This is a genomic window from Streptomyces sp. SudanB182_2057 (genome assembly GCF_964272715.1).
Classification (GTDB): Bacteria; Actinomycetota; Actinomycetes; order Streptomycetales; family Streptomycetaceae; genus Streptomyces; species Streptomyces rubradiris.
This window is the reverse complement of the sequence record NZ_OZ186798.1, coordinates 590,129-608,063: the sequence shown is the minus strand read 5'-3', so window position 1 is coordinate 608,063 and position 17,935 is coordinate 590,129. Positions and strand designations below refer to the sequence as shown.

Sequence of the window (17,935 nt, the reverse complement as noted above, 5' to 3'; positions counted from 1 at the left end):
GACGGCGTGCCCGCGACGGCTCAGGATTCCGCCGACGGGGTGTCGGCGTGCGCCGTCCGGGAGGACGCGGGACCGACGGCGGAGGCATCGCTCGTGGCCCGGCGCGGCGCACGCAGGACGGTCACGGCGATCACCAGCGCGCCCAGGACGAAGACCGCGCCGGCCTGGAAGGCGAGTCGGTAGCCGCCGGTCAGCGCCTCGTCGCGGGCCGCGCCGTCGTGCGGCAGGGCGCCGGTGTGCGAGGCGGCGAGGGTGCTCAGCACGGCGAGACCGAGGGAGGCACCCACCTGCTGCACGGTGTTGAACATCCCGGAGGCCAGGCCCGAGTCCTGCGGGGTCGCGCCTGACATGGCCAGTCCGGCCAGCGCCGGCATCGCCAGGCCGAACCCGATCCCGAGCGGCACGGTCGCCGGGAACACATCGGTGAGATAGGCGCCGTCCGCCGTGACGCGCCCGAGAAAGCCCAGGCCGCCGCCGATCAGCACGAGGCCGGCTGGAAGGACGGTCCGGGCCCCGAACCTGCCGATGAGGCGGGGAGCGAGGAACAGCGACATGACGCCGATCAGCAGCGAGACGGGCAGGACAGCGACACCGGTCTCCACCTCGTCGAACCCCAGCACCTTCTGCAGGTACAGCACGGCCAGGAACTGGAAGCCGAACATGCCCGAGATCATGAGGGCATGGGTGCCCAGCGCGCCGGAGACAGCGCGGTAGCGGAACATCCGGGGCGGCAGCAGCGGGTTCTCGGCCCTGGCCTGCCGTACGACGAACGCGGCGAGCAGGACGAGGGCGGCCAGTCCGGAGCCGAGTGTGCGAGCGGATCCGAAACCGTGGTCGGCCGCGGCGACGACGGCGTAGACGGCCGGCATGAGCGCGGACGTGATCAGTATGCCCCCGAGCACGTCGGTGCCCTTGCCCCGTCCCGTGCCCCGCTCGGCGGCCAGCACCCGCTGTGCCAGAGCGGCGGCGGCGATCCCGATGGGCACGTTGACGAAGAAGATCCAGTGCCAGCCGGCGGCCCGGGTCAGTACGCCACCCAGCAGCAGGCCGAGGGTGCCGCCCGCGGACTGGACGAAGCTGTAGACACCGATCGCCCTGGCGCGTTCGCCCGGCCCCGGGAACATGGTGACGACCATGGCGAGGGTGACCGACGATGTCACCGCGCCGCCGACGCCCTGGACGAACCGGGCGACGAGCAGCATGCTCGCGTTCTGCGCCAGGCCGCACAGCAGGGACGCCACGGTGAAGACGACCAGGCCGGTGACGAAGACCCGCTTGCGGCCGAAGAGGTCGCTGAACCTGCCCGCGAGCAGCAACAGGCCCCCGAACGGGATCAGATAGGCGTTCACGACCCAGCCCAGGGACGAGGAGGAGAAGCCCAGGCTCTCCTGGATCGCCGGCAGCGCCACGTTCACGACGGTGCCGTCGAGGATCACCATCAACTGGCCGGCGCAGAGGATCGCCAGCGCGAACCAGCGGGACATCGGGAGTGCCGGTGCGGGCACGGCCTGAGCGGACATGCGGGTGCCTTCCATGGGAGCCGTTTTGTTACGGGCTCCATCCTGGGTAACCGTCCCCGACCGGGGAAGAAGGCACTTTTTTGTCTCGCAGTCACAGCCATGTCCCGCTGTTACAGCGATGTGACGGGCCAGTCGGCCGGGAACCGGCCGCGTCGGTGGCGCGGGTGCGGCCGGGGCGCGGTGTTCAGGGGCAGGTGACCACCTGGCCGGCCCAGGACAGGCCGCCGCCGAAGGCGAGCAGCAGGACTGGAGCGCCGCTGGGGAGTTCGCCGCGCTCGGTGAGCTTGGACAGGGCCAGCGGGACGGACGCGGCGGAGGTGTTGCCGGACTCCACGACGTCCTGGGCGATCACCGTGCTCTCCGGCAGGTCGAGTTGCCGTACGACCGCGTCGATGATCCGCAGATTGGCCTGGTGGGTGACCACGCCCGCCAGATCGGCCGGCGTCAGGCCGGCCCGCGCGCAGGCATCGCGGACGATGGCGGGCAACTCGCCGGTGGCCCAGCGGAACACGGTCTGTCCCTCCTGGGCGAAGCGCGGGTGCCAGTCGTCGACGAGCCGGACCGCGTCACCGCGGGTGGGGTCCGAGCCCCAGCACACCGGGCCGATTCCCTCCTCCGCGGAGGCGCTCAGCACGGCGGCGCCCGCCCCGTCGCCGAGCAGGACGCAGGTGCGGCGGTCGGTCCAGTCGGTGACGTCGGACATCTTCTCGGCGCCGATGACCAGGGCGTGCCGGGCGGCGCCCGCGCGCAGCGAGTGGTCGGCGCAGGCCAGCGCGGTGCAGAAGCCGGCGCAGCCGTTGTTGAGGTCGAAGGCCACCGGCGCGGGCAGACCGAGGCGCCCGGCGACCTGGGCGGCGATGGAGGGACAGCGGTCGACGGCCGAGCAGGTCGCCACGGTGATCAGGCCGATGTCGGCGGGCTCCAGCCCCGACGCGGCCAGCGCCTTGCTCGCGGCGGCCGCCGCCATGTCGGTGACCGACTCCTCGGGGGCGGCGATGCGGCGGGTGGCGATGCCGGTGCGGCGCCGGATCCACTCGTCGCTGGTGTCGACCATGGTGGCCAGGTCGTCGTTGGTCAGGACGCGCGTCGGCTGGTAGTGGCCCAGGGCGGCGATACGGCTTCCCGGCACGGCGTGATCTCCTCGGCTCGGCATCAGATGCCCCGGAATATAGCAACCGATCGGTCGGAAGCTGAAGCGGTCACTCCTCGCCTACGATGGTGGGCATGAGCCCTCGCAATTCCGTGGCCGAAGCCCGCAGGACGCGGCAGCGCATCGTGGAGCGCGGTATCGCCCTGGCCTCGCGGGACGGCCTCGAAGGGCTCACGATCGGGCGGCTGGCCGCCGATCTGCGGATGAGCAAGGCCGGTGTGCTCGGGCACTTCGGCACCAAGGAGGCCCTTCAGCTGGCCACTCTGGAGGGCGCGGCGACGGCGTTCTCCCGCCTGGTGTGGGAGCCCGCGGCGGACGTGGAACCGGGCCTGCCCCGGCTGCGGGCCGTCTGCGAGGCGTGGATCGCCTACCTGGACCTGGACGCCGGGCGCGCCGTCTTCCCCGGCGGGTGCTTCTTCACCACGGCTTCCGTCGAGTTCGACGCCCGCGGCGGACCCGTCCGCGAGGCCGTCGCCCGGATGTCCCGGGTGTGGCGGCGCCGGCTGGCCGCCGAGGCGCGTACGGCGGTGGCGGCGGGCGACCTGCCGGCGGACACCGACCCGGACCAGGTCGTGTTCGAGCTGATCGGCCTCTTCATGGCCCTGAACCAGGAGATCCAGCTCTTCGCGGCACCCAACGCCACCGACCGCGTCCGGCGCGCACTGGACCGCCTGCTGGGCCCGCACCCGGAGCGGTCGGCCACCTAGCCGCGACGACTTGGGGCGCGCTGTCTCGCGGATCGACGTGCCGTGACACAGGTCGCCGTGCCGTGTCACGGATCGCCGTGCCGTGTCACGGATCGGCGTGTCGTGTCACGGACCGCGGGTGTCGTGTCACGGACCGCGGGTGTCGTGCCACGGACCGCGGGTGTTGTGCCGCGGCCCGTGGTGTTTCCTCGTGCTCAGCCCGCCTTGTTCACCTGCGCGAGAGCCTTGCTGAGGCCGTAGGCCCACAGCTGGTTGACCCGGGAGCGCTCGGTGGCGTTCGGGTAGCGGTTGGTGCAGGAGGGGCCGGGGCCGCCGCCCGACATCAGCTCGCTGCACGGCCCGCTGTAGTGGTCGGGCAGGCCCAGCACATGGCCGGTCTCGTGGGCGGTGACGCGGATGGAGTCGTACTGCCGGTTCTGCGCGTAGTCCAGGAAGATGTAGCCGCGGCCGTGACCGTCGGTGGAGGCGTAGGACCCGCGCGAGTCGTTGCCCTCGTAGTAGGTGAAGTCGCCGCCGCTGGTGGTCGCCTGGAGCTTGACGTTCGACACGGAGCTGTTCCAGATCGAGGCGGAGCTCGATATCTGGCTGCGGAAGCTCGGGGCCTGCGAGGCGTTGTAGTAGACGGTCACCGCCTGCAGGGAGGGCTGCTCGGCCTGCCGCTTGGCGACCGACTTCAGCACGGCGTCGAAGAACGCCTTGGTGCCGGCGTCCTCGGCGCTGCCCACGTAGCCGGCGGCCACGGTGCGGGCGGGTGCCGCGGCGGTGTCCTGCGCGCTGACCGGGCTCGCGGTGCCGAGCGCGGCCGTGGCCAGCCCGAGACCGAGGGCCAGGCCCAGAAGTCTCCTGGTGCTCTTCGATCCGGTGCTGTTCCGGAACGACGTCATGTGGGGGCTCCTTGTCGTCCTGTGGGGTTGAACGATCGGTTGCCAGTGAGTCTCCGGCAGCCCAACACGACGGGGGATGATGGCACTTAGGGATAGCACCGGACTATCGCCGACCGACTCGTCCGCTTTCCTTGTAACTTGAACATCTGGTGTCGTGTTCCGTGCCGCCCTACGCTCCCTCCATGGACTTGGAGGTGAGACATCTGCGTGTGCTCTGCGCCATCGCCGACACCGGCAGTCTGCACAAAGCGGCCCGGGAACTCGGCCTGGCACAGCCTTCGTTGAGCACCCAGCTACGGCGGATCGAGCGCGCGCTCGGCGCTCAGCTCTTCGTGCGCGCCCGCACCGGCTGCCGGCCCACCCCGCTGGGGCTGGCGGTGCTCAGCCGGGCCAGGCCGCTGGTGGCGGAGTTCGCGGCCATCGTCACCGAGACCAGGGCGGCGGCGGCCCGTGCCGCCGGCGGGTTCCAGCCGCGCCTCGGGGCCACGGCGAGCAGGGCCATCCCGGGCTGGCTGCGGCTGCTGCGGGCCCGCCGCCCGGGCATCGAGCCGGCGCTGCAGATGAGCGTGTCCGCCAACGCGCTGCTGGGCATGGTCGCGGCCGGCCGGCTCGACATGGCCTTCGTGCACGAGGTCGAGGGCAGTCCGCTGCGCGTGCCGCCCGGACTGTGCCTGCGGGTGCTGGTCGAGCGGGAACCGCAGTTCGTCACGCTCGCCGCGGACCATCCGGCGGCGTCGCGGCCGCAGGTGCGCCTCGCCGACCTGGCCGGTGACCGCTGGATGGTCGACTCCACGGTGGACGGCGAGTGGGACGCCCTGTGCCGGGTGCTGCGCGCGGCGGGTCTCGACTCCGAGATGCTGCACGGCGACTACCTCACCGCGTACTCGCTGGCCGCCACCGGCGAGGTGGTCACGGTCAGCCAGCCGACCGCCCCGCCGCGTCCCGATCTCGCGATCCGTCCCCTGGAGGGCGACCCGATCGGGGTACGGCTGCTGCTGGCGGCCCGTACCGAACGCGAACTGGACGCCGTGTACCCGGAGTTGGAGGAGGCCTACTGGACGGTGGCGTGGGAGGCACCGGCGTACCGCGAATGGCTCGGGCGCGCGCACGCGGCGGCCGACGGATCGGCAACTCCCGGTGTGCCGGACTGCCCGCCCACGCACCACCCGCCCACGCACCACCCGTCCACGTACCGCCCGCCCACGCATCGTCCGGCCCCGGACACACCACCGGCACGCCGGCCCCGCCCACTGGCGGCCGATGCGCAGGCGGGAGTGTGACGCGGGGTCTACGTCAGGGGTCGGCCCGCGCGGCAGTGTGGTCGTGTCCGTACGGGCTCGCGGGCCGTGGACGCCTCGCGCAGGTACGGGCTGATGTGCCGCGGGTCCTGCGTGCAGGGGACGACGGCGTGGAGCACCTCCACGGTGCGCTCGATGATGTCGGTCCGGTCGTCGGCCATCCAGGACAGCAGCTGGGCGCCGAAGAACGCCGAGACCAGGACGCGGGCCAGCGGCTCGGGAGGCGTCGAGTGCTCCAGGTCGCCCGCGGCAAGCGCGCCCCGCAGCCAGGTGGCTATCAGCGCGGTGTAGTCCTCGAAGGGCAGGGGGAGTTCGGCGTCGATCAGGCTCCGCTCGAGCTGGAGGCGCGCCCCGGCCTTCATCAGCGGCTCGTCGCGCAGTGCGGCGGCGGTGCGCAACAGCAGTTCCGTCACCGAGGCCACCGGCGGCAGGGCCAGTCGGGCGACGGCGTCGGAGAGGGCGGGCAGCCGTCCGGCGAACTCCGCGCTGACGGCGACGGCCAGACTTTCCTTGCTGGTGTAGTGGAAGTAGACGGCCCCTTTCGTCATTCCCGAAAGGCCGGCCACGTCATGCATGGTTACGGCCTGGTAACCCCGTTCGGCGAACGCACGGCCGGCGGCCAGCAGGATATTGTGCCGCGACCTGATGGCGCGTTCCTGTTTGAGTTCCTTGGAGCGTGTGGCGGTGGTGGGGCCCGTGGGGGGATTGCGGGGAAGTTTCACGAAGGCCTCCCTTGTCTGACGTGATCAATGACGCGGCAGGTCCACGCGCGCGGGGTCCCGGCGCGGAAACGGAAGGGTGCCGATCGTCGGTGCGGGCCATTCGGCGTGGCATCGGCGCACGCGGTAAGCGGTTTCGCCGGGCGCGAGGGGAGAGCGGGCCCCTTGGTTGGACGCGGGCGCGGGGAGCGCGGGCGTAGAGGTGAGCGGCGGCGGAACAGCCATGTGTGTGAACCGTGTACTCCCATGTGGCGGAAAACCGTTCCATGCATACCGGACCGGTCCTGCGGACGTCATGTCGGCGCCGCGAACGATGTCTTACTTATCGAAGTGCGCAGGGGAACGCGAGAACCCGCCCGACCGCGTGCGGAACGGCGTCGTCCGGCCCGGCGCGGTCCGGCCGCCGGGAGCGCGCGCGACGGGTCTCGCCGGCCGCCGCCCCTGGGGCCGCCCGCGGGTGGCCGCCTTCCGGAAGCCGCGCGGGCGACCACGTAGCGCACCGTGCCGCGCGGCTCCCGGCGACCCACGGCTCCCGTGGCCTGTGGCCTGCGACCTGCGGCCTGCGGCTCGTGGTCTGCGGCCCCCGCTGTGCCGCTATGCCTGATGGCAGTGCTCGGGCGCGTCCTGGTTCCGGCCGTGCAGGGCCGGCTGACCGTCGTTCAACGCTTGCCACCACGCCGTGCACAGAAGTTCGCTGAAGCGGTCCATCCGGCACTCGGGCGTCGAGTAGTAGACGCCGAACATCAGAGCCAGCAGCAACTTCCCCATGCGCTCCGGATCCTGATGCTCCATCAGCTCACCTTGCCGACGGGCCTGTGCCATGAGGGTAGCGACCGTGCCGCTCAGGTCCTGGGCTACCCGCGGCAGCCGGCCGTGGGCGCGGGCGGCCTCGCTGCACAAGTGGAATCCGGCGCGGAAACGCAGATCCGTCTGGAGTCGTTCGGCCAGCCTGACGGCGAGGAGGCGCAGTTTGTCCATCGGTGCGGCAGGGCCCTGTTCGATCTGCGTCAGCAGTTCCTGCCATGCCTGCTCGAAGGGTCCGGTCAGTGCCTTGGCCAGGAGCCCCTTCGACGCGAAGTGCGCGTACAAGGCGCCCTTTGTCATATGGGCTTCCTGCGCCACACGTTGCAGATTCGCGCCCATGTACCCATGCCGGGCGAACTCTCCCGCCGCCGCGTCGAGCAGTAACTCATGAGTCCTGCGTGCCCTGTCTTGCTTGATCACGGTGCCCCTTCGTGCTCCGGAATGGATCGACAAATCACCCCCAAGAAATCCTTTCTTAACGCTGCGGGGCCCACAAGCGGAGTGAGATGAGCTGTCCGAAACCGACACCGCTTGCTGTCTTCCCTATAGGAAGGTGGCCGGGTCGTGCGGAGAGGTGCGGCCGGCTGGCCGGATCACTCCTGTCCCGCACGGCTCAACGGACACGGTGTGCGCGCCCGGTCGGGTGGCGGTACCCGTCACCCGGCCCGGCCGGACGGCGCGGGCCGGCGGCCGCCGGTGTGTTCCCGCAGGTGGCGGGGAGAGGTTGGAAAGTCGTCAACCGCTCCCCAGAAATTGACGTTTGAGAAGGTATTTTGTCTCGGGGTTGATTGCGCATATGCACCGAGCACCGCACCGCACATCGGTGCGGCCGATGCCAGGGGGGAAGGTTTCAACATGCCGGCAGGCACCTTAGGCGCAACTTCGGTCGACACTCATGAGCTCCGGACCTTCGCCGAGGAGGTCTTCGAACCACTCCAGCGCGCGGACCAGCGTCGCTGGGCTCATGCGTATCTCGGCGCCCTGCTGAGTGTGCCGGGCAAGAAGACGCTGCAACGGCTGGCCAAGGCGGTCTCACCCGCTCCCGCCGCCGCCCACGGACTGCAGCAGTTCATCAACGCCAGTCCCTGGGACTGGGGTCCGGTCCGGCGCAGTCTGGCACGGGCCGTGGCCGCCCAGGGACTGCCACGGGCCTGGACCGTGGCCGAACTGACGATTCCCAAGCGCGGTGTGCACTCCGTGGGCGTGCACCGCCGCTTCGACACCGACCTGGGCCGGACGGTCAACTGCCAGCTCGCGATGGGGCTCTTCCTGGCCGCCGAGGTCGGCTGTGTGCCCGTGAGCTGGAGTCTGCTGCTGGAGGAGTCCTGGTGCGCGGACGAGGAGCGCCGGGTACGGGCCCGCATACCGGCGTCCGTCACCGCTCGCCCGGCCTGGAGACACATCCTGGACTTCGCGACAGATGTGTCCGCCACCCCCTCGCTGCCGGGCATCCCGTGGGCGCTCGACCTGCGCCGCACCGCCGACGCGGGCGCCGTGATGGAGGGCCTGGCGCGGCGCGGGCTGGACTTCGTCTGCGAGGTGAACGCGGCGGAGCCCGTGCTGCCCGCGTACGGCGTGGCCCCGGCGGCGGGCCTGGGCGAACTGATGGCGCGCAGCCATCTGCGCCAGCCGCAGGTGGTGGTGCGCCAGGCCGTCACCGGCCGGCTCGAACGGCTGGCCGTCCACTGCGGGGAGGTGCGGCTGCCCGGAAGGACGGGAGAACCGTCCGGCGGGCCACGCGTCTACCGCGCCCTGGCCCGCCCGGGAGGCATCGGCAGACCGGGCGCACGGTACTGGATCACCAGCCTGGCCGACTGGCGGGCCGAGGAGGTGCTCGCCCTGGCCCGGCACGCCGCCGCCGGTGAGGCGGCCGTCCGGGACCTCGGCGACTTCGGCGTACAGGACTTCGAGGGCCGGTCCTACCCTGGCTGGCACCATCACATGACCATGGCCTCCGCCGCGCACGCCTTCACCCGGCTGGCCGCGCGGGGCCGCGCCATGGCCCTCACCGCACCCGACAGCGTCTGCGCCTGACCGGCGCTCGGGCGGTCGCCGATCCGTCCTGCGACTTCCGCAAGTCGAGGTTGCCCCAGCCGAGGGCCAGCCCCAAGAATCACCGTGAATCCGCGTGATACGGCCCCGCGTTCCCGGATCACATCCCCACCTTCGAACTCACCGTCCACCCACTTGCGTACCCATTGGTACGTAAGTTGTAGTACTTACGAATGGAGACTGCCGTGAGCTCAGCCGGCGCCGCAGGCGACATACTCCGCCCGCCACCTTCGGAGCAGACCCAGGACTGGCTGGCGCGCGTGGAGAAGATCGCGCCCGTCATCGAGGAGAACCGCGAGCGAGCCGAGCGGGACCGGGTCACGCCCCGCCCCGTCTTCGAGGCGCTGCGCGACGCGGGCATCCCGCGCATGTGGGTCTCCAAGGAGTTCGGCGGCGAGCAGCTGCCCATCGCGACCGGCTCGGCCGTCATCCAGGCGCTCGCCCGGCTCGATGCCTCCATCGCCTGGCAGATGGGCGTCCAGGGCGCCATCGGACGGCTGTCGGACTACCTGCCGGACAGCACCTCGCGCACCCTGTTCCGGGACAGCGACGGCCTGGTGGTCGGCGGCGTCAACCCCTCCGGCCGGGCCGAGGCGGTGGACGGCGGCTATCTGCTGACCGGCGAGTGGGCCTTCGCCAGCGGCTCGGCCCACGCGGACTGGCTCGTGTGCGCCGCCCCCGTCGCCGACGGCGGCGAGGTCCGCCGGACCCCCGCCGGGCCGGCCGTGCGCATGCTGTTCATCCCGCGCGCCGAGGCGGAGATCCGCGACACCTGGTACACCGTCGGCCTGCGCGGCACCGGCAGCAACCACTACCGCGTCGACCAGGTGTACGTACCGGAGGAGTTCACCGTGGACGGAGCGGCCATGCACCGCCCGCCCGCCGACCGCCCCTCCCGGGCCTACCCGATCAGCTACTACGACTTCGGTCCCTTCACCTCCGCCTCCACCGCCCTCGGTGTGGCCCAGGACGCCCTCGCCGACTTCAAGGCACTGGCCGCCCGCAAGACCGCGACCGGCGCGTCCAGCAGCCTGGCCACCAGCCACACGGTCCAGGAGAAGCTGGCCCGCGCCCAGGCGGAGGTGCACACCGCGGAGACCCTGCTCGCCCACGCCGCCGCGCAGGTGACCGCACACGGGACCGACGGCGGCGAGGCGCTCACCGCCCTGGTGCGACTGACCGCCGCGACCGTCGCCGAGAAGACCGTGGCCGCGGTGGACTCGCTGTTCACCCTGGCCGGGGCCACCTCCGTGTACGCCGCCAGCCGGCTGGAGCGCTGCTTCCGCGACATCCACTCGGCCACGAAGCACATCACGCTCTCCTCGACGCACTTCGAGACCGTCGGCCAGTTCCTGCTCGGCGGAGAGCTCGTGATGCGGCGCTGACCGCGCCACCCCGCACCACCCCCCACCGGCCCGGCTCCGGCGCCCCACCGCCCGGCGGGCCCCCAGGGCCCCGCACGCCCGACCGACACCACGCCCCACCACATGACGAGGACCCACTCATGCAGACGATGAAGGCCGTGCAACTCCTCGCCCCGCGCAAGACGGTGCTGGCCGACCTGCCCATCCCCGCCACCCCGGCGGACGGACTGCTGATGAAGACGCGCTGTGTGTCGATCTGCTCGACCGACATCTCCTTCTTCGAAGGCCACCTCTTCCCCTCCGAGTACCCGGTGATCCTCGGGCACGAGTACCTCGGCGAGATCGTCGACATAGGCCCGGACTTCGACCGCAGCGGCACCGACATCCGGATCGGCGACCGGATCGTGTACTGGGGCCAGACGGACTTCGGCGGCTTCGCCGAGTACCGCACCGTCCGGCCGATCTTCTCCGGCCAGGTCAAGGAGGACGTCTTCGCCGCCGACCGCGACTTCTACGACGACCGCCGTGCCGCGGCCGTGAAGATCCCCGAGGACATGAGCGACCTGGAGGCATCCTTCATCGAGCCGGTCACCGGCGCGCTGCGCTCGGTGCTGTCCAACCCGCCGCGCATCGGCGACCGGGTGCTCATCATGGGCACCGGACCCATCGGCGTCATCGCCGGCAGCATCATCCGGCGCCTGCTGGCCCCCAACTCCGTGGTCTCGGTGGACAACAACCCGGCCCGCAACGCCTTCGCCGAGGAGCAGTTCTCGCAGCGGGCGTACCTGCCCGACGAGCTGATCGAGACCGTCGAGGACGGCACCTTCGACTACGTCTTCGACGCCCTGCCCACCGTCAAGGTCGACGACGAGAACAAGGACCCGCGCCGCGTCGCCATGCGCAAGCTCAAGGCCGGCGGACGCTACATCCTCTACGGCGCCTCCCAGGAGATGCAGAAGTTCGACACCTGGCTGATGCTCGCCAAGGGCATCACCATCCGCTCCGCACCCTTCGACGTGACCAGCTTCCCGATGCACAAGAGCGCGAACGTCATCGCCTCCGCCATGCAGATGCTGCGGTCCGGCGTCGTGGACGGCAAGGCGCTGCTGTCGACCGTGCACCGGTTCGACGACTACGACGGCCTGGTGGACATCTTCGAGAACTACCGCTCCACCACCGACCTCAAGACCATCGTCGACTTCCGGCGATGAAACCGCTGCCCATCGACGCGGCGGCGGAGACGCCCGCTCCACGGGACACCGCGCCGCCCGCGGCCGGTGCCGGGCTCGTCGTGGTGGCCAACCGGCTGCCCGTGAGCCTGGAGGAAGACGGCACCGACGGCGGTCGCCGGCGCTGGCGGCGCAGCCCCGGCGGCCTGGTGAACGCGCTGGAACCGTTCCTGCGTACCCAGCGGGGCGCCTGGGTCGGCTGGCCCGGCACCGCGGAGGCGAGCGGCACCCCGGCCCATGCCTGGCGGCACGACGGACTGCTCCTGTACCCGGTCGCGTTGACCGCCGAGGAGGTCGACGGCTTCTACGAGGGCTTCTCCAACGCGACCCTGTGGCCGCTGTACCACGACGTGATCATGCCGCCCCGCTACCGCCGTAGCTGGTGGGACGCCTACGTCCACGTCAACCGCAAGTTCGCCCAGGCCACCGCCGACATCAGCGGACGCGGGGCCACCGTCTGGGTGCAGGACTACCAGTTGCAACTGGTGCCGGCGATGCTCCGGGAGATGCGCCCGGACCTGCGGATCGGCTTCTTCCTGCACATCCCGTTTCCCCCCGTCGAGCTGTTCATGCAGGTGCCCTGGCGCACCCAGCTGATCCAGGGGCTGCTGGGCGCGGACCTGATCGGCTTCCACCGGCCGGGCGGGGCCCGCAACTTCCAGTGGCTCGCCCGGCGGCTGGCCGGAGTGCGCGAGGAGCGCGCCGTGTCGGACGTCGGGGACGAGCCCGGACTCCTCGGCGTCGCGGAGTCCCCCGCCGGGCGGCGGACCGTGAAGGTGGGCGCGTTCCCCATCTCCATCGACGCCGCCGACCTCGACCGGCTGGCCCGGCGCGCCGACGTCCAGCAGCGGGCGGAGCGGATCCGCGCGCAACTGGGCCATCCCCGCCGGATCGTCCTGGGCGTCGACCGGCTCGACTACACCAAGGGCATCGACATCCGGCTGCGCGCGCTGCACGAACTGCTGGCCGAGGGCCGGGTCACCGCCGAGACGACCACGATGGTGCAGATCGCCACGCCCAGCCGGGAACGTGTCGAGCACTACCTGCGCATGCGGGAGGACATCGAACGCACCGTCGGCCGGATCAACGGCGAGTTCGGCCGGGTCGGCCGTCCGGCCGTGCACTACCTGCACACCTCGGTGGGCCGCGAGGAACTCGCCGCCCTGTACCGCGCGGCCGACGTCATGCTCGTCACCCCGCTGCGGGACGGGATGAACCTGGTCGCCAAGGAGTACGTCGCCTGCCGGCCCGATCTGCAAGGCGCCCTGGTGCTGAGCGAGTTCGCCGGTGCCGCGGCCGAACTCACCAGCGCCTTCCAGGTCAATCCCTACCATTTGGAGGAGGTGAAGTCGGGCCTGGAGAAGGCCCTGACCATCAGCCGGGCCGAGGCCGGCCGCCGGATGAGCGCGCTGCGCGCCCAGGTACTCACCCACGACGTGGGGCACTGGGCACAGTCCTTCCTGAGCACGCTCGAAGACCGGACGCCGGCCGACGAGCCGGTCCGGCAGACCGCCTGACAGCAGGGCGCCACCCCGGCGCGGCGGCCGTGCCGCACCCCATGCCGCCGGGCGGCGAGTGCACTGGGCGCGTGCCGTGGCGACGCGGCGACGGGGCCGCGCCACCACGGCCGGCGAGGCACCGGCCGTGCGGGCCGTGGGGGCGGACGATCCCGCCCCGTCCCGGCCCGCCCCTCGCCGGGCGGCAGAGCCGCCGAACACACCCGACGTGTACACCCGGTGTGCGCACCCGTCGTACACACCCGACGCGCACGCCCGGCGGCTCGGCCCTCGGACGGCCCACGGACGCCTGCGGACGGGGCCGGCGGGAGGGCCCGGTGGCAGCCCGCCCACCCCATCTACGCCCGCTCAGCCAGACACACGAACGGATGACCGTATGCCAGTCGACCGCCTCGCCTTCACCCGGACCATGTCCCGCGTACCCGCCCCCGTCACGGTGGCCACCACGGCCGACGCGTCCGGGCGGCGGTGGGGCTTCACCGGAAGTTCCTTCTCCTCGCTGTCCCTTGACCCGCCGCTCGTGCTCATCTGCCTGGACAAGGGCGCGAGCACACACGGCGCCTTCACCTCGGCCCGGCACTTCCTCATCAACGTACTCGCCCACGACCAGAGCGATGTCGCCCTGCGCTTCGCGACCTCGGGCGTGGACCGGTTCGCGGCCGACGACATGACACCCTGCGAACTCGGCCTGCCCGGGCTGCCGGAGGCGGCGGCGCGCATCGCCTGCACCACCCACGAGATCCTGGACGGAGGCGATCACAGCATCCTCGTCGGCCGGGTCGAGGCGACCCACGCGGGGGAGAGGGCGCCCCTCGTCTACAGCGACCGCACGTTCGGCCGGCCTGTCCCCAACGACCAGCTGGCCGCGGCCGGATGACCCGTGCCACGGCCCCGCTCCGGCTCGCGGTGCTGGGCACGGACCATGTGCACCTCCCGGACTACCTGGAGGTGGTCGCCCGCGACCCGCTGGCCGCGCTGGCCGCCGTCTACAGCGACCGCCCGGCACCGGTGGCGGGCATCCGGCCCGCACGGGACGCGGCCGAGGCACTGGCCGGGGCCGACGCGGCCGTGATCGTCTCCACCACGGCGCAGCACGGCACCCTGCTGCGCCAGGCCGTGCGGGCCCGCGTCCCCACGCTGATCGAGAAGCCCCTGGCGGCCTCCGCCGAGGAGACCGGCCGGCTCGCGGTGCTGCTCGCGGCGGCCGAACGGCCGGTCACCACCGCGATGTTCCTGCGCTGCGCGCCCGAACTGAGAGAGGTGCGCGCCAAGCTGGCCGACCGTGCCCTGGGCGAACTGGCGGGCGTGCACCTCCGCTTCACCCATCCGGGGCTGCTGGACGACGTGTTCACCGGCCCCGCCGCCTGGATGCTGGCCGAACGGCACGGCGCCGCGGGCGCCTTCGCCGACCTCGCGGTGCACCTGGTCGACCTGCTGGAGTGGCTGGACCCCTCGGCGGGCCTGCGGGTGTGCGGCGCCTCCTACCTCAGCCGCTCCGGCGCCGACCTGAACGTGGGCGGGGCCGCCGTGCTGTCGTGGGACGGCGTGCCGGTGACCCTCCAGGCGGGCTGGACGTCCCGGCCCGGCGGCATGCTCCTGCACATCGAGGGGACGCACGCCAGCGTGACCGTCGAGCCGCGGCTGCGGGCCGGAGCCGCGCTGGAGGCATTCCTCGGCCAGGTGAGAGGAGACCTGCGGTGGGAACCGCCCACCGCCCGGGAGATCGTACGCACCGCCCGGGTCCTGGACGCCGTCGACCGGGCGGCGCGCACGGAGCCGGAGTGAGCACCACGGCCCTACCTCTCAAAGTCGTCGTGAGACGCCCCGCGACCACTGGAGAGTGTTCGTCAATACTCGTACTGTCGAAGTGAGTCGAGCCTCACGCCATCGACGAGCAACGGAGGACTTACATGACTTCGCCCCTCACCCCGACCCCTCTGATGGACCTGACCCTCGGCGTCTACGCGTTCAAGGCGCTCGGACTGGCCACGGAGCTGGAGCTGTTCACCGAGCTCGCCGGGGGCGGCAGCACGACCCTCGCCGGTTTCGCCGAGCGGCACGGGATCGACGAGCGCCCCGCGGAGCTGCTGCTCACCGCGCTCGTCTCGCTCGACCTGCTCCGGCTGGACGACGACGGCACCTACCACAACACCCCGCTGTCCGAGGAGTTCCTCGTCAAGGGCAAGCCGCGGTACTTCGGCGGCTGGGTCACGCTGGTCGACAAGCACGAGTACCCCGCGTACGTGAAGATGCTCGACTCGCTGCGCGGCAACCGCCCCTACACCTGGGACGTGGAGAACCAGGGCTCGCTGTTCCAGCCGGACGACCCGGTGGTCAAGGAGCACTTCTGGGACGCGATGCACTCGCTGTCCGCGTACACCGCCGGTCAGCTCGCCGAGCACTTCGACTTCACCTCGGTCAAGCGGCTGCTCGATGTGGGCGGCGGCGGCGCGGCGTACGACATCGAGCTGTGCAACCGCTACCCGCACCTGAAGGCCACCGTCTTCGACCTGCCGTTCGTGTGCGACCTGACCAGGCCCCGGGTGGAGAAGGCCGGCCTGGCGGACCGCATCTCCTTCGCCAGCGGTGACTTCTTCAAGGTCGGCGGCGTGCCGACCGGCTACGACGCGATCCTGCTCTCCAACATCCTGCACGACTGGGGCGTCGAGGACGCGCGCAAGATCCTGCGGTCCTGTGCCGAGGCGCTGTCCTCCGGCGGCGTCCTGCTGATCACGGAGTCGTTCGTCTCCGACGACAAGCGCGGCCCGGCGCCCGCGGCGCTGATGAGCCTGAACATGCTCATCGAGACGTGGGGCCGCAACTACACCGCGGCCGAGTACTCCGCCTGGATGGAGGAGTTCGGCCTGAAGCCGGAGGGCGTCACCCCGTTCGAGGGCCAGGGGGCCAACGGCGTGCTGGTCGCCCGCAAGCCCTGACGCCCGCTCCCCACCGCCGCGCCGCTCGTCCCGGCCCGCGCGGCGACGGCCCCCAGGACCGGCCAGGTCCTGGGGGCCGTCTGCTTGGGCCGCGGTGCCCCGCCCTGACGCACCGACGGGCCGGCGGCCGGCCCCCGGAGCGCGGGGACCGGCCGCCGGCCCGCTCGGGCGGCCGGTTCGCCGGCTAGCCGGCCGCGGGCTCGCGCCGGCGGGCCGCGACGGCCGGGTGCAGCGGCGGCTCGGCGACACCAGCGGGCCGCTGGTTCGCGAACTCCTTGCGCAGCACCTGAACCACCTCGCCCAGCATGTCGAGTTGCTCCAGCACGGTCTTCAACGGCAGCCCGGCGTGGTCCATGTTGTACATCTGCCGCTGGTAGTCGCCGAAGTACTCACGGAACCGCAGGGTCTTCTCGATCACCTGCTGCGGACTGCCCACGGACAGCGGGGTGATCTCCATGAAGTCCTCCAGGGACGGACCGTGCCCGTACACCGGCGCGTTGTCGAAGTACGGCCGGAACTCCCTGATGGCGTCCTGCGAGTTCTTGCGCATGAAGGCCTGCCCGCCGAGCCCGACGACGGCCTGCTCGGGCCGGCCGTGCCCGCTCTCCGCGTAGTGGTGCCGGTAGAGCGCGATGAGGTCCTGGAAGTGCTCCTTGGGCCACAGGATGTTGCTGGCGAAGAACCCGTCGCCGTAATGGCCGGCCTGCACCGCGATCTCCGGGCTGCGGATCGAGCCGTGCCAGACGAACGGGGGCACGCCGTCCAGCGGCCGGGGCGTGGCGGTGAAGTGGCTCAGCGGAGTACGGAACTTGCCGTGCCAGTTCACCTCCTCCTCCCGCCACAGCCGGTGCAGCAGCGCGTAGTTCTCCAGCGCGAGGGGGATGCCCAGCCGGATGTCCTTGCCGAACCACGGGTAGACCGGGGCGGTGTTGCCCCGGCCGAGCACCAGGTCCACGCGCCCGTCGGCCAGGTGCTGTAAGAACGCGTAGTCCTCGGCGATCTTCACGGGGTCGTTCGTGGTGATCAGGGTGACCGCGGTGGACAGGATGATCCGCTCGGTGCGCGCGGCCAGGTAACCGAGCAGCGTCGTCGGGGACGAGGGCACATGGGGCGGGTTGTGGTGCTCGCCGGTGGCGAAGACGTCGAGACCCACCTCCTCCGCCTTGAGCGCGATCCGGACCATCGACTTGATCCGCTCGTGCTCGGTCGGGACACGGCCCGTGGTCGGATCGGGAGTGACGTCTCCGACGCTGTAGATGCCGAATTGCATGGGGCAGCTCCTCACAGGGGTCGCAGTGACGACAGGTCGCGATGCCGCGCACCCGCTGTGGGGGAGGCGTGGGCCGTGCCGGTCCCGGATGCGCAGGTCAGGTTTCGGATCGGTCCCGGCCGCCGACGGACATCAGGCGCCTGGCCTTCTCCAGCGCCTCGTCGTCCCCGGCCCCCGCCAGGATGGCGTCCAGGAGCCCCGGGTAGCGCGCGTCGAGGTCGTCGCGGCGCAGGGACAGCAGGTTCTCCCGGCCGGAGGGGTGCTGCCAGATGACCCCGCTCTCGCGCAGTACGCGCCAGTGATGCGTCATCGTGGACTTGGCGGTGATCCCCAGCAGTCCCAGGACGCTGCCGCAATTGTGTTCCCCGCCCGCGTCGAGGACACGGACGACGGCGAGTCGTACAGGGCTGCCCAGCGCGGACAGCACGCTTTCGATCCTGATCTGGTCGCGGTCTGGATGGCGGCTCATATTCCCACAGTACCGC

The 17,935-nt window shown here is 71.7% G+C and carries 16 protein-coding genes; 9 read left to right on the top strand and 7 right to left on the bottom strand.

Annotation, left to right across the window (positions count from 1 at the left end; genetic code table 11):
- Positions 1-20 precede the first annotated feature (20 nt).
- Both ACSURM_RS02375 and ACSURM_RS02370 read right to left on the bottom strand, forming a co-directional pair.
- Positions 21-1,484, bottom strand: a complete 1,464-nt coding sequence (locus tag ACSURM_RS02375) for an MFS transporter (protein ID WP_436960888.1) — start codon at positions 1,482-1,484, stop codon at positions 21-23.
- A gap of 220 nt (positions 1,485-1,704) precedes the next feature.
- Positions 1,705-2,649, bottom strand: coding sequence for a beta-ketoacyl-ACP synthase III (locus ACSURM_RS02370; protein WP_436952977.1), 945 nt, complete (start codon positions 2,647-2,649; stop codon positions 1,705-1,707).
- Between the two features lie 95 nt (positions 2,650-2,744).
- Here ACSURM_RS02370 and ACSURM_RS02365 point away from each other — a divergent pair, with 95 nt between their 5' ends.
- Entirely contained in the window at positions 2,745-3,377 is a 633-nt protein-coding gene (locus ACSURM_RS02365; protein ID WP_436952975.1) for a TetR/AcrR family transcriptional regulator, read from the top strand.
- A gap of 194 nt (positions 3,378-3,571) precedes the next feature.
- Here ACSURM_RS02365 and snpA read toward each other — a convergent pair whose 3' ends face one another.
- Positions 3,572-4,261, bottom strand: coding sequence for a snapalysin (gene snpA / locus ACSURM_RS02360; protein WP_436952973.1), 690 nt, complete (start codon positions 4,259-4,261; stop codon positions 3,572-3,574).
- 182 nt (positions 4,262-4,443) lie between these two features.
- Here snpA and ACSURM_RS02355 point away from each other — a divergent pair, with 182 nt between their 5' ends.
- On the top strand, positions 4,444-5,541 hold the full coding sequence (locus ACSURM_RS02355) for a LysR family transcriptional regulator (protein ID WP_436952971.1): 1,098 nt from the start codon (positions 4,444-4,446) through the stop codon (positions 5,539-5,541).
- A gap of 8 nt (positions 5,542-5,549) precedes the next feature.
- Here ACSURM_RS02355 and ACSURM_RS02350 read toward each other — a convergent pair whose 3' ends face one another.
- The gene (locus tag ACSURM_RS02350) at positions 5,550-6,206 is read right to left on the bottom strand and encodes a ScbR family autoregulator-binding transcription factor (RefSeq protein ID WP_436960886.1); all 657 of its coding nucleotides are present in this window, start codon (positions 6,204-6,206) and stop codon (positions 5,550-5,552) included.
- Positions 6,207-6,872: 666 nt separating this feature from the next.
- Positions 6,873-7,502: a TetR family transcriptional regulator gene (locus tag ACSURM_RS02345; RefSeq protein WP_436952970.1), complete on the bottom strand. Its 630-nt coding sequence runs from the start codon at positions 7,500-7,502 to the stop codon at positions 6,873-6,875.
- A 435-nt stretch (positions 7,503-7,937) separates the two neighbouring features.
- On the opposite strand from ACSURM_RS02345, the gene ACSURM_RS02340 reads away from it, so the two are divergent.
- The 7 genes from ACSURM_RS02340 to ACSURM_RS02310 all read left to right on the top strand — a co-directional run bounded on the left by ACSURM_RS02340 (position 7,938) and on the right by ACSURM_RS02310 (position 16,180).
- Positions 7,938-9,116 carry an IS701 family transposase gene (locus ACSURM_RS02340; RefSeq protein WP_436952968.1) on the top strand — a complete coding sequence of 393 codons (1,179 nt, stop codon included), beginning with the start codon at positions 7,938-7,940 and terminating at the stop codon, positions 9,114-9,116.
- Positions 9,117-9,319: 203 nt separating this feature from the next.
- A complete protein-coding gene (locus tag ACSURM_RS02335; RefSeq protein ID WP_436952966.1) occupies positions 9,320-10,519 on the top strand; it encodes an acyl-CoA dehydrogenase family protein in 1,200 nt (399 codons plus the stop codon).
- A 119-nt stretch (positions 10,520-10,638) separates the two neighbouring features.
- Complete coding sequence (locus ACSURM_RS02330; protein WP_436952964.1) at positions 10,639-11,709, top strand: zinc-dependent alcohol dehydrogenase; 1,071 nt, start codon at positions 10,639-10,641, stop codon at positions 11,707-11,709.
- A complete protein-coding gene (locus ACSURM_RS02325) occupies positions 11,706-13,244 on the top strand; it encodes an alpha,alpha-trehalose-phosphate synthase (UDP-forming) (RefSeq protein WP_436952962.1) in 1,539 nt (512 codons plus the stop codon). Before ACSURM_RS02330 ends, ACSURM_RS02325 begins: the two co-directional genes overlap by 4 nt.
- Before the next feature lie 376 nt (positions 13,245-13,620).
- Positions 13,621-14,121 (top strand): flavin reductase family protein, encoded by a 501-nt coding sequence (locus ACSURM_RS02320; RefSeq protein WP_436952960.1) that lies wholly within the window; start codon positions 13,621-13,623, stop codon positions 14,119-14,121.
- Complete coding sequence (locus tag ACSURM_RS02315) at positions 14,118-15,029, top strand: Gfo/Idh/MocA family protein (protein WP_436952958.1); 912 nt, start codon at positions 14,118-14,120, stop codon at positions 15,027-15,029. The genes ACSURM_RS02320 and ACSURM_RS02315 overlap by 4 nt, the downstream gene beginning before the upstream one ends.
- Positions 15,030-15,154: 125 nt before the next feature.
- Complete coding sequence (locus tag ACSURM_RS02310) at positions 15,155-16,180, top strand: methyltransferase (protein WP_436952956.1); 1,026 nt, start codon at positions 15,155-15,157, stop codon at positions 16,178-16,180.
- 184 nt (positions 16,181-16,364) lie between these two features.
- Here the strand turns inward: ACSURM_RS02310 and ACSURM_RS02305 are convergent, their stop codons facing one another.
- Complete coding sequence (locus ACSURM_RS02305) at positions 16,365-17,450, bottom strand: LLM class flavin-dependent oxidoreductase (protein ID WP_436952954.1); 1,086 nt, start codon at positions 17,448-17,450, stop codon at positions 16,365-16,367.
- A gap of 97 nt (positions 17,451-17,547) precedes the next feature.
- A complete protein-coding gene (locus ACSURM_RS02300) occupies positions 17,548-17,919 on the bottom strand; it encodes an ArsR/SmtB family transcription factor (RefSeq protein WP_436952952.1) in 372 nt (123 codons plus the stop codon).
- Between the last annotated feature and the right edge of the window lie 16 nt (positions 17,920-17,935).

What these genes read in the sequence shown, in the direction of transcription:
- ACSURM_RS02340 (WP_436952968.1), top strand. Translation starts at nt 7,938, where the DNA reads ATGCCGGCAGGCACCTTAGGCGCAACTTCGGTCGACACTCATGAGCTC.
- ACSURM_RS02310 (WP_436952956.1), top strand. Translation starts at nt 15,155, where the DNA reads ATGACTTCGCCCCTCACCCCGACCCCTCTGATGGACCTGACCCTCGGC.
- ACSURM_RS02375 (WP_436960888.1), bottom strand. Translation starts at nt 1,484, where the DNA reads ATGTCCCGCTGGTTCGCGCTGGCGATCCTCTGCGCCGGCCAGTTGATG.
- ACSURM_RS02305 (WP_436952954.1), bottom strand. Translation starts at nt 17,450, where the DNA reads ATGCAATTCGGCATCTACAGCGTCGGAGACGTCACTCCCGATCCGACC.
- ACSURM_RS02355 (WP_436952971.1), top strand. Translation starts at nt 4,444, where the DNA reads ATGGACTTGGAGGTGAGACATCTGCGTGTGCTCTGCGCCATCGCCGAC.
- ACSURM_RS02315 (WP_436952958.1), top strand. Translation starts at nt 14,118, where the DNA reads ATGACCCGTGCCACGGCCCCGCTCCGGCTCGCGGTGCTGGGCACGGAC.
- ACSURM_RS02300 (WP_436952952.1), bottom strand. Translation starts at nt 17,919, where the DNA reads ATGAGCCGCCATCCAGACCGCGACCAGATCAGGATCGAAAGCGTGCTG.
- ACSURM_RS02330 (WP_436952964.1), top strand. Translation starts at nt 10,639, where the DNA reads ATGCAGACGATGAAGGCCGTGCAACTCCTCGCCCCGCGCAAGACGGTG.
- ACSURM_RS02365 (WP_436952975.1), top strand. Translation starts at nt 2,745, where the DNA reads ATGAGCCCTCGCAATTCCGTGGCCGAAGCCCGCAGGACGCGGCAGCGC.
- ACSURM_RS02325 (WP_436952962.1), top strand. Translation starts at nt 11,706, where the DNA reads ATGAAACCGCTGCCCATCGACGCGGCGGCGGAGACGCCCGCTCCACGG.
- snpA (WP_436952973.1), bottom strand. Translation starts at nt 4,261, where the DNA reads ATGACGTCGTTCCGGAACAGCACCGGATCGAAGAGCACCAGGAGACTT.
- ACSURM_RS02320 (WP_436952960.1), top strand. Translation starts at nt 13,621, where the DNA reads ATGCCAGTCGACCGCCTCGCCTTCACCCGGACCATGTCCCGCGTACCC.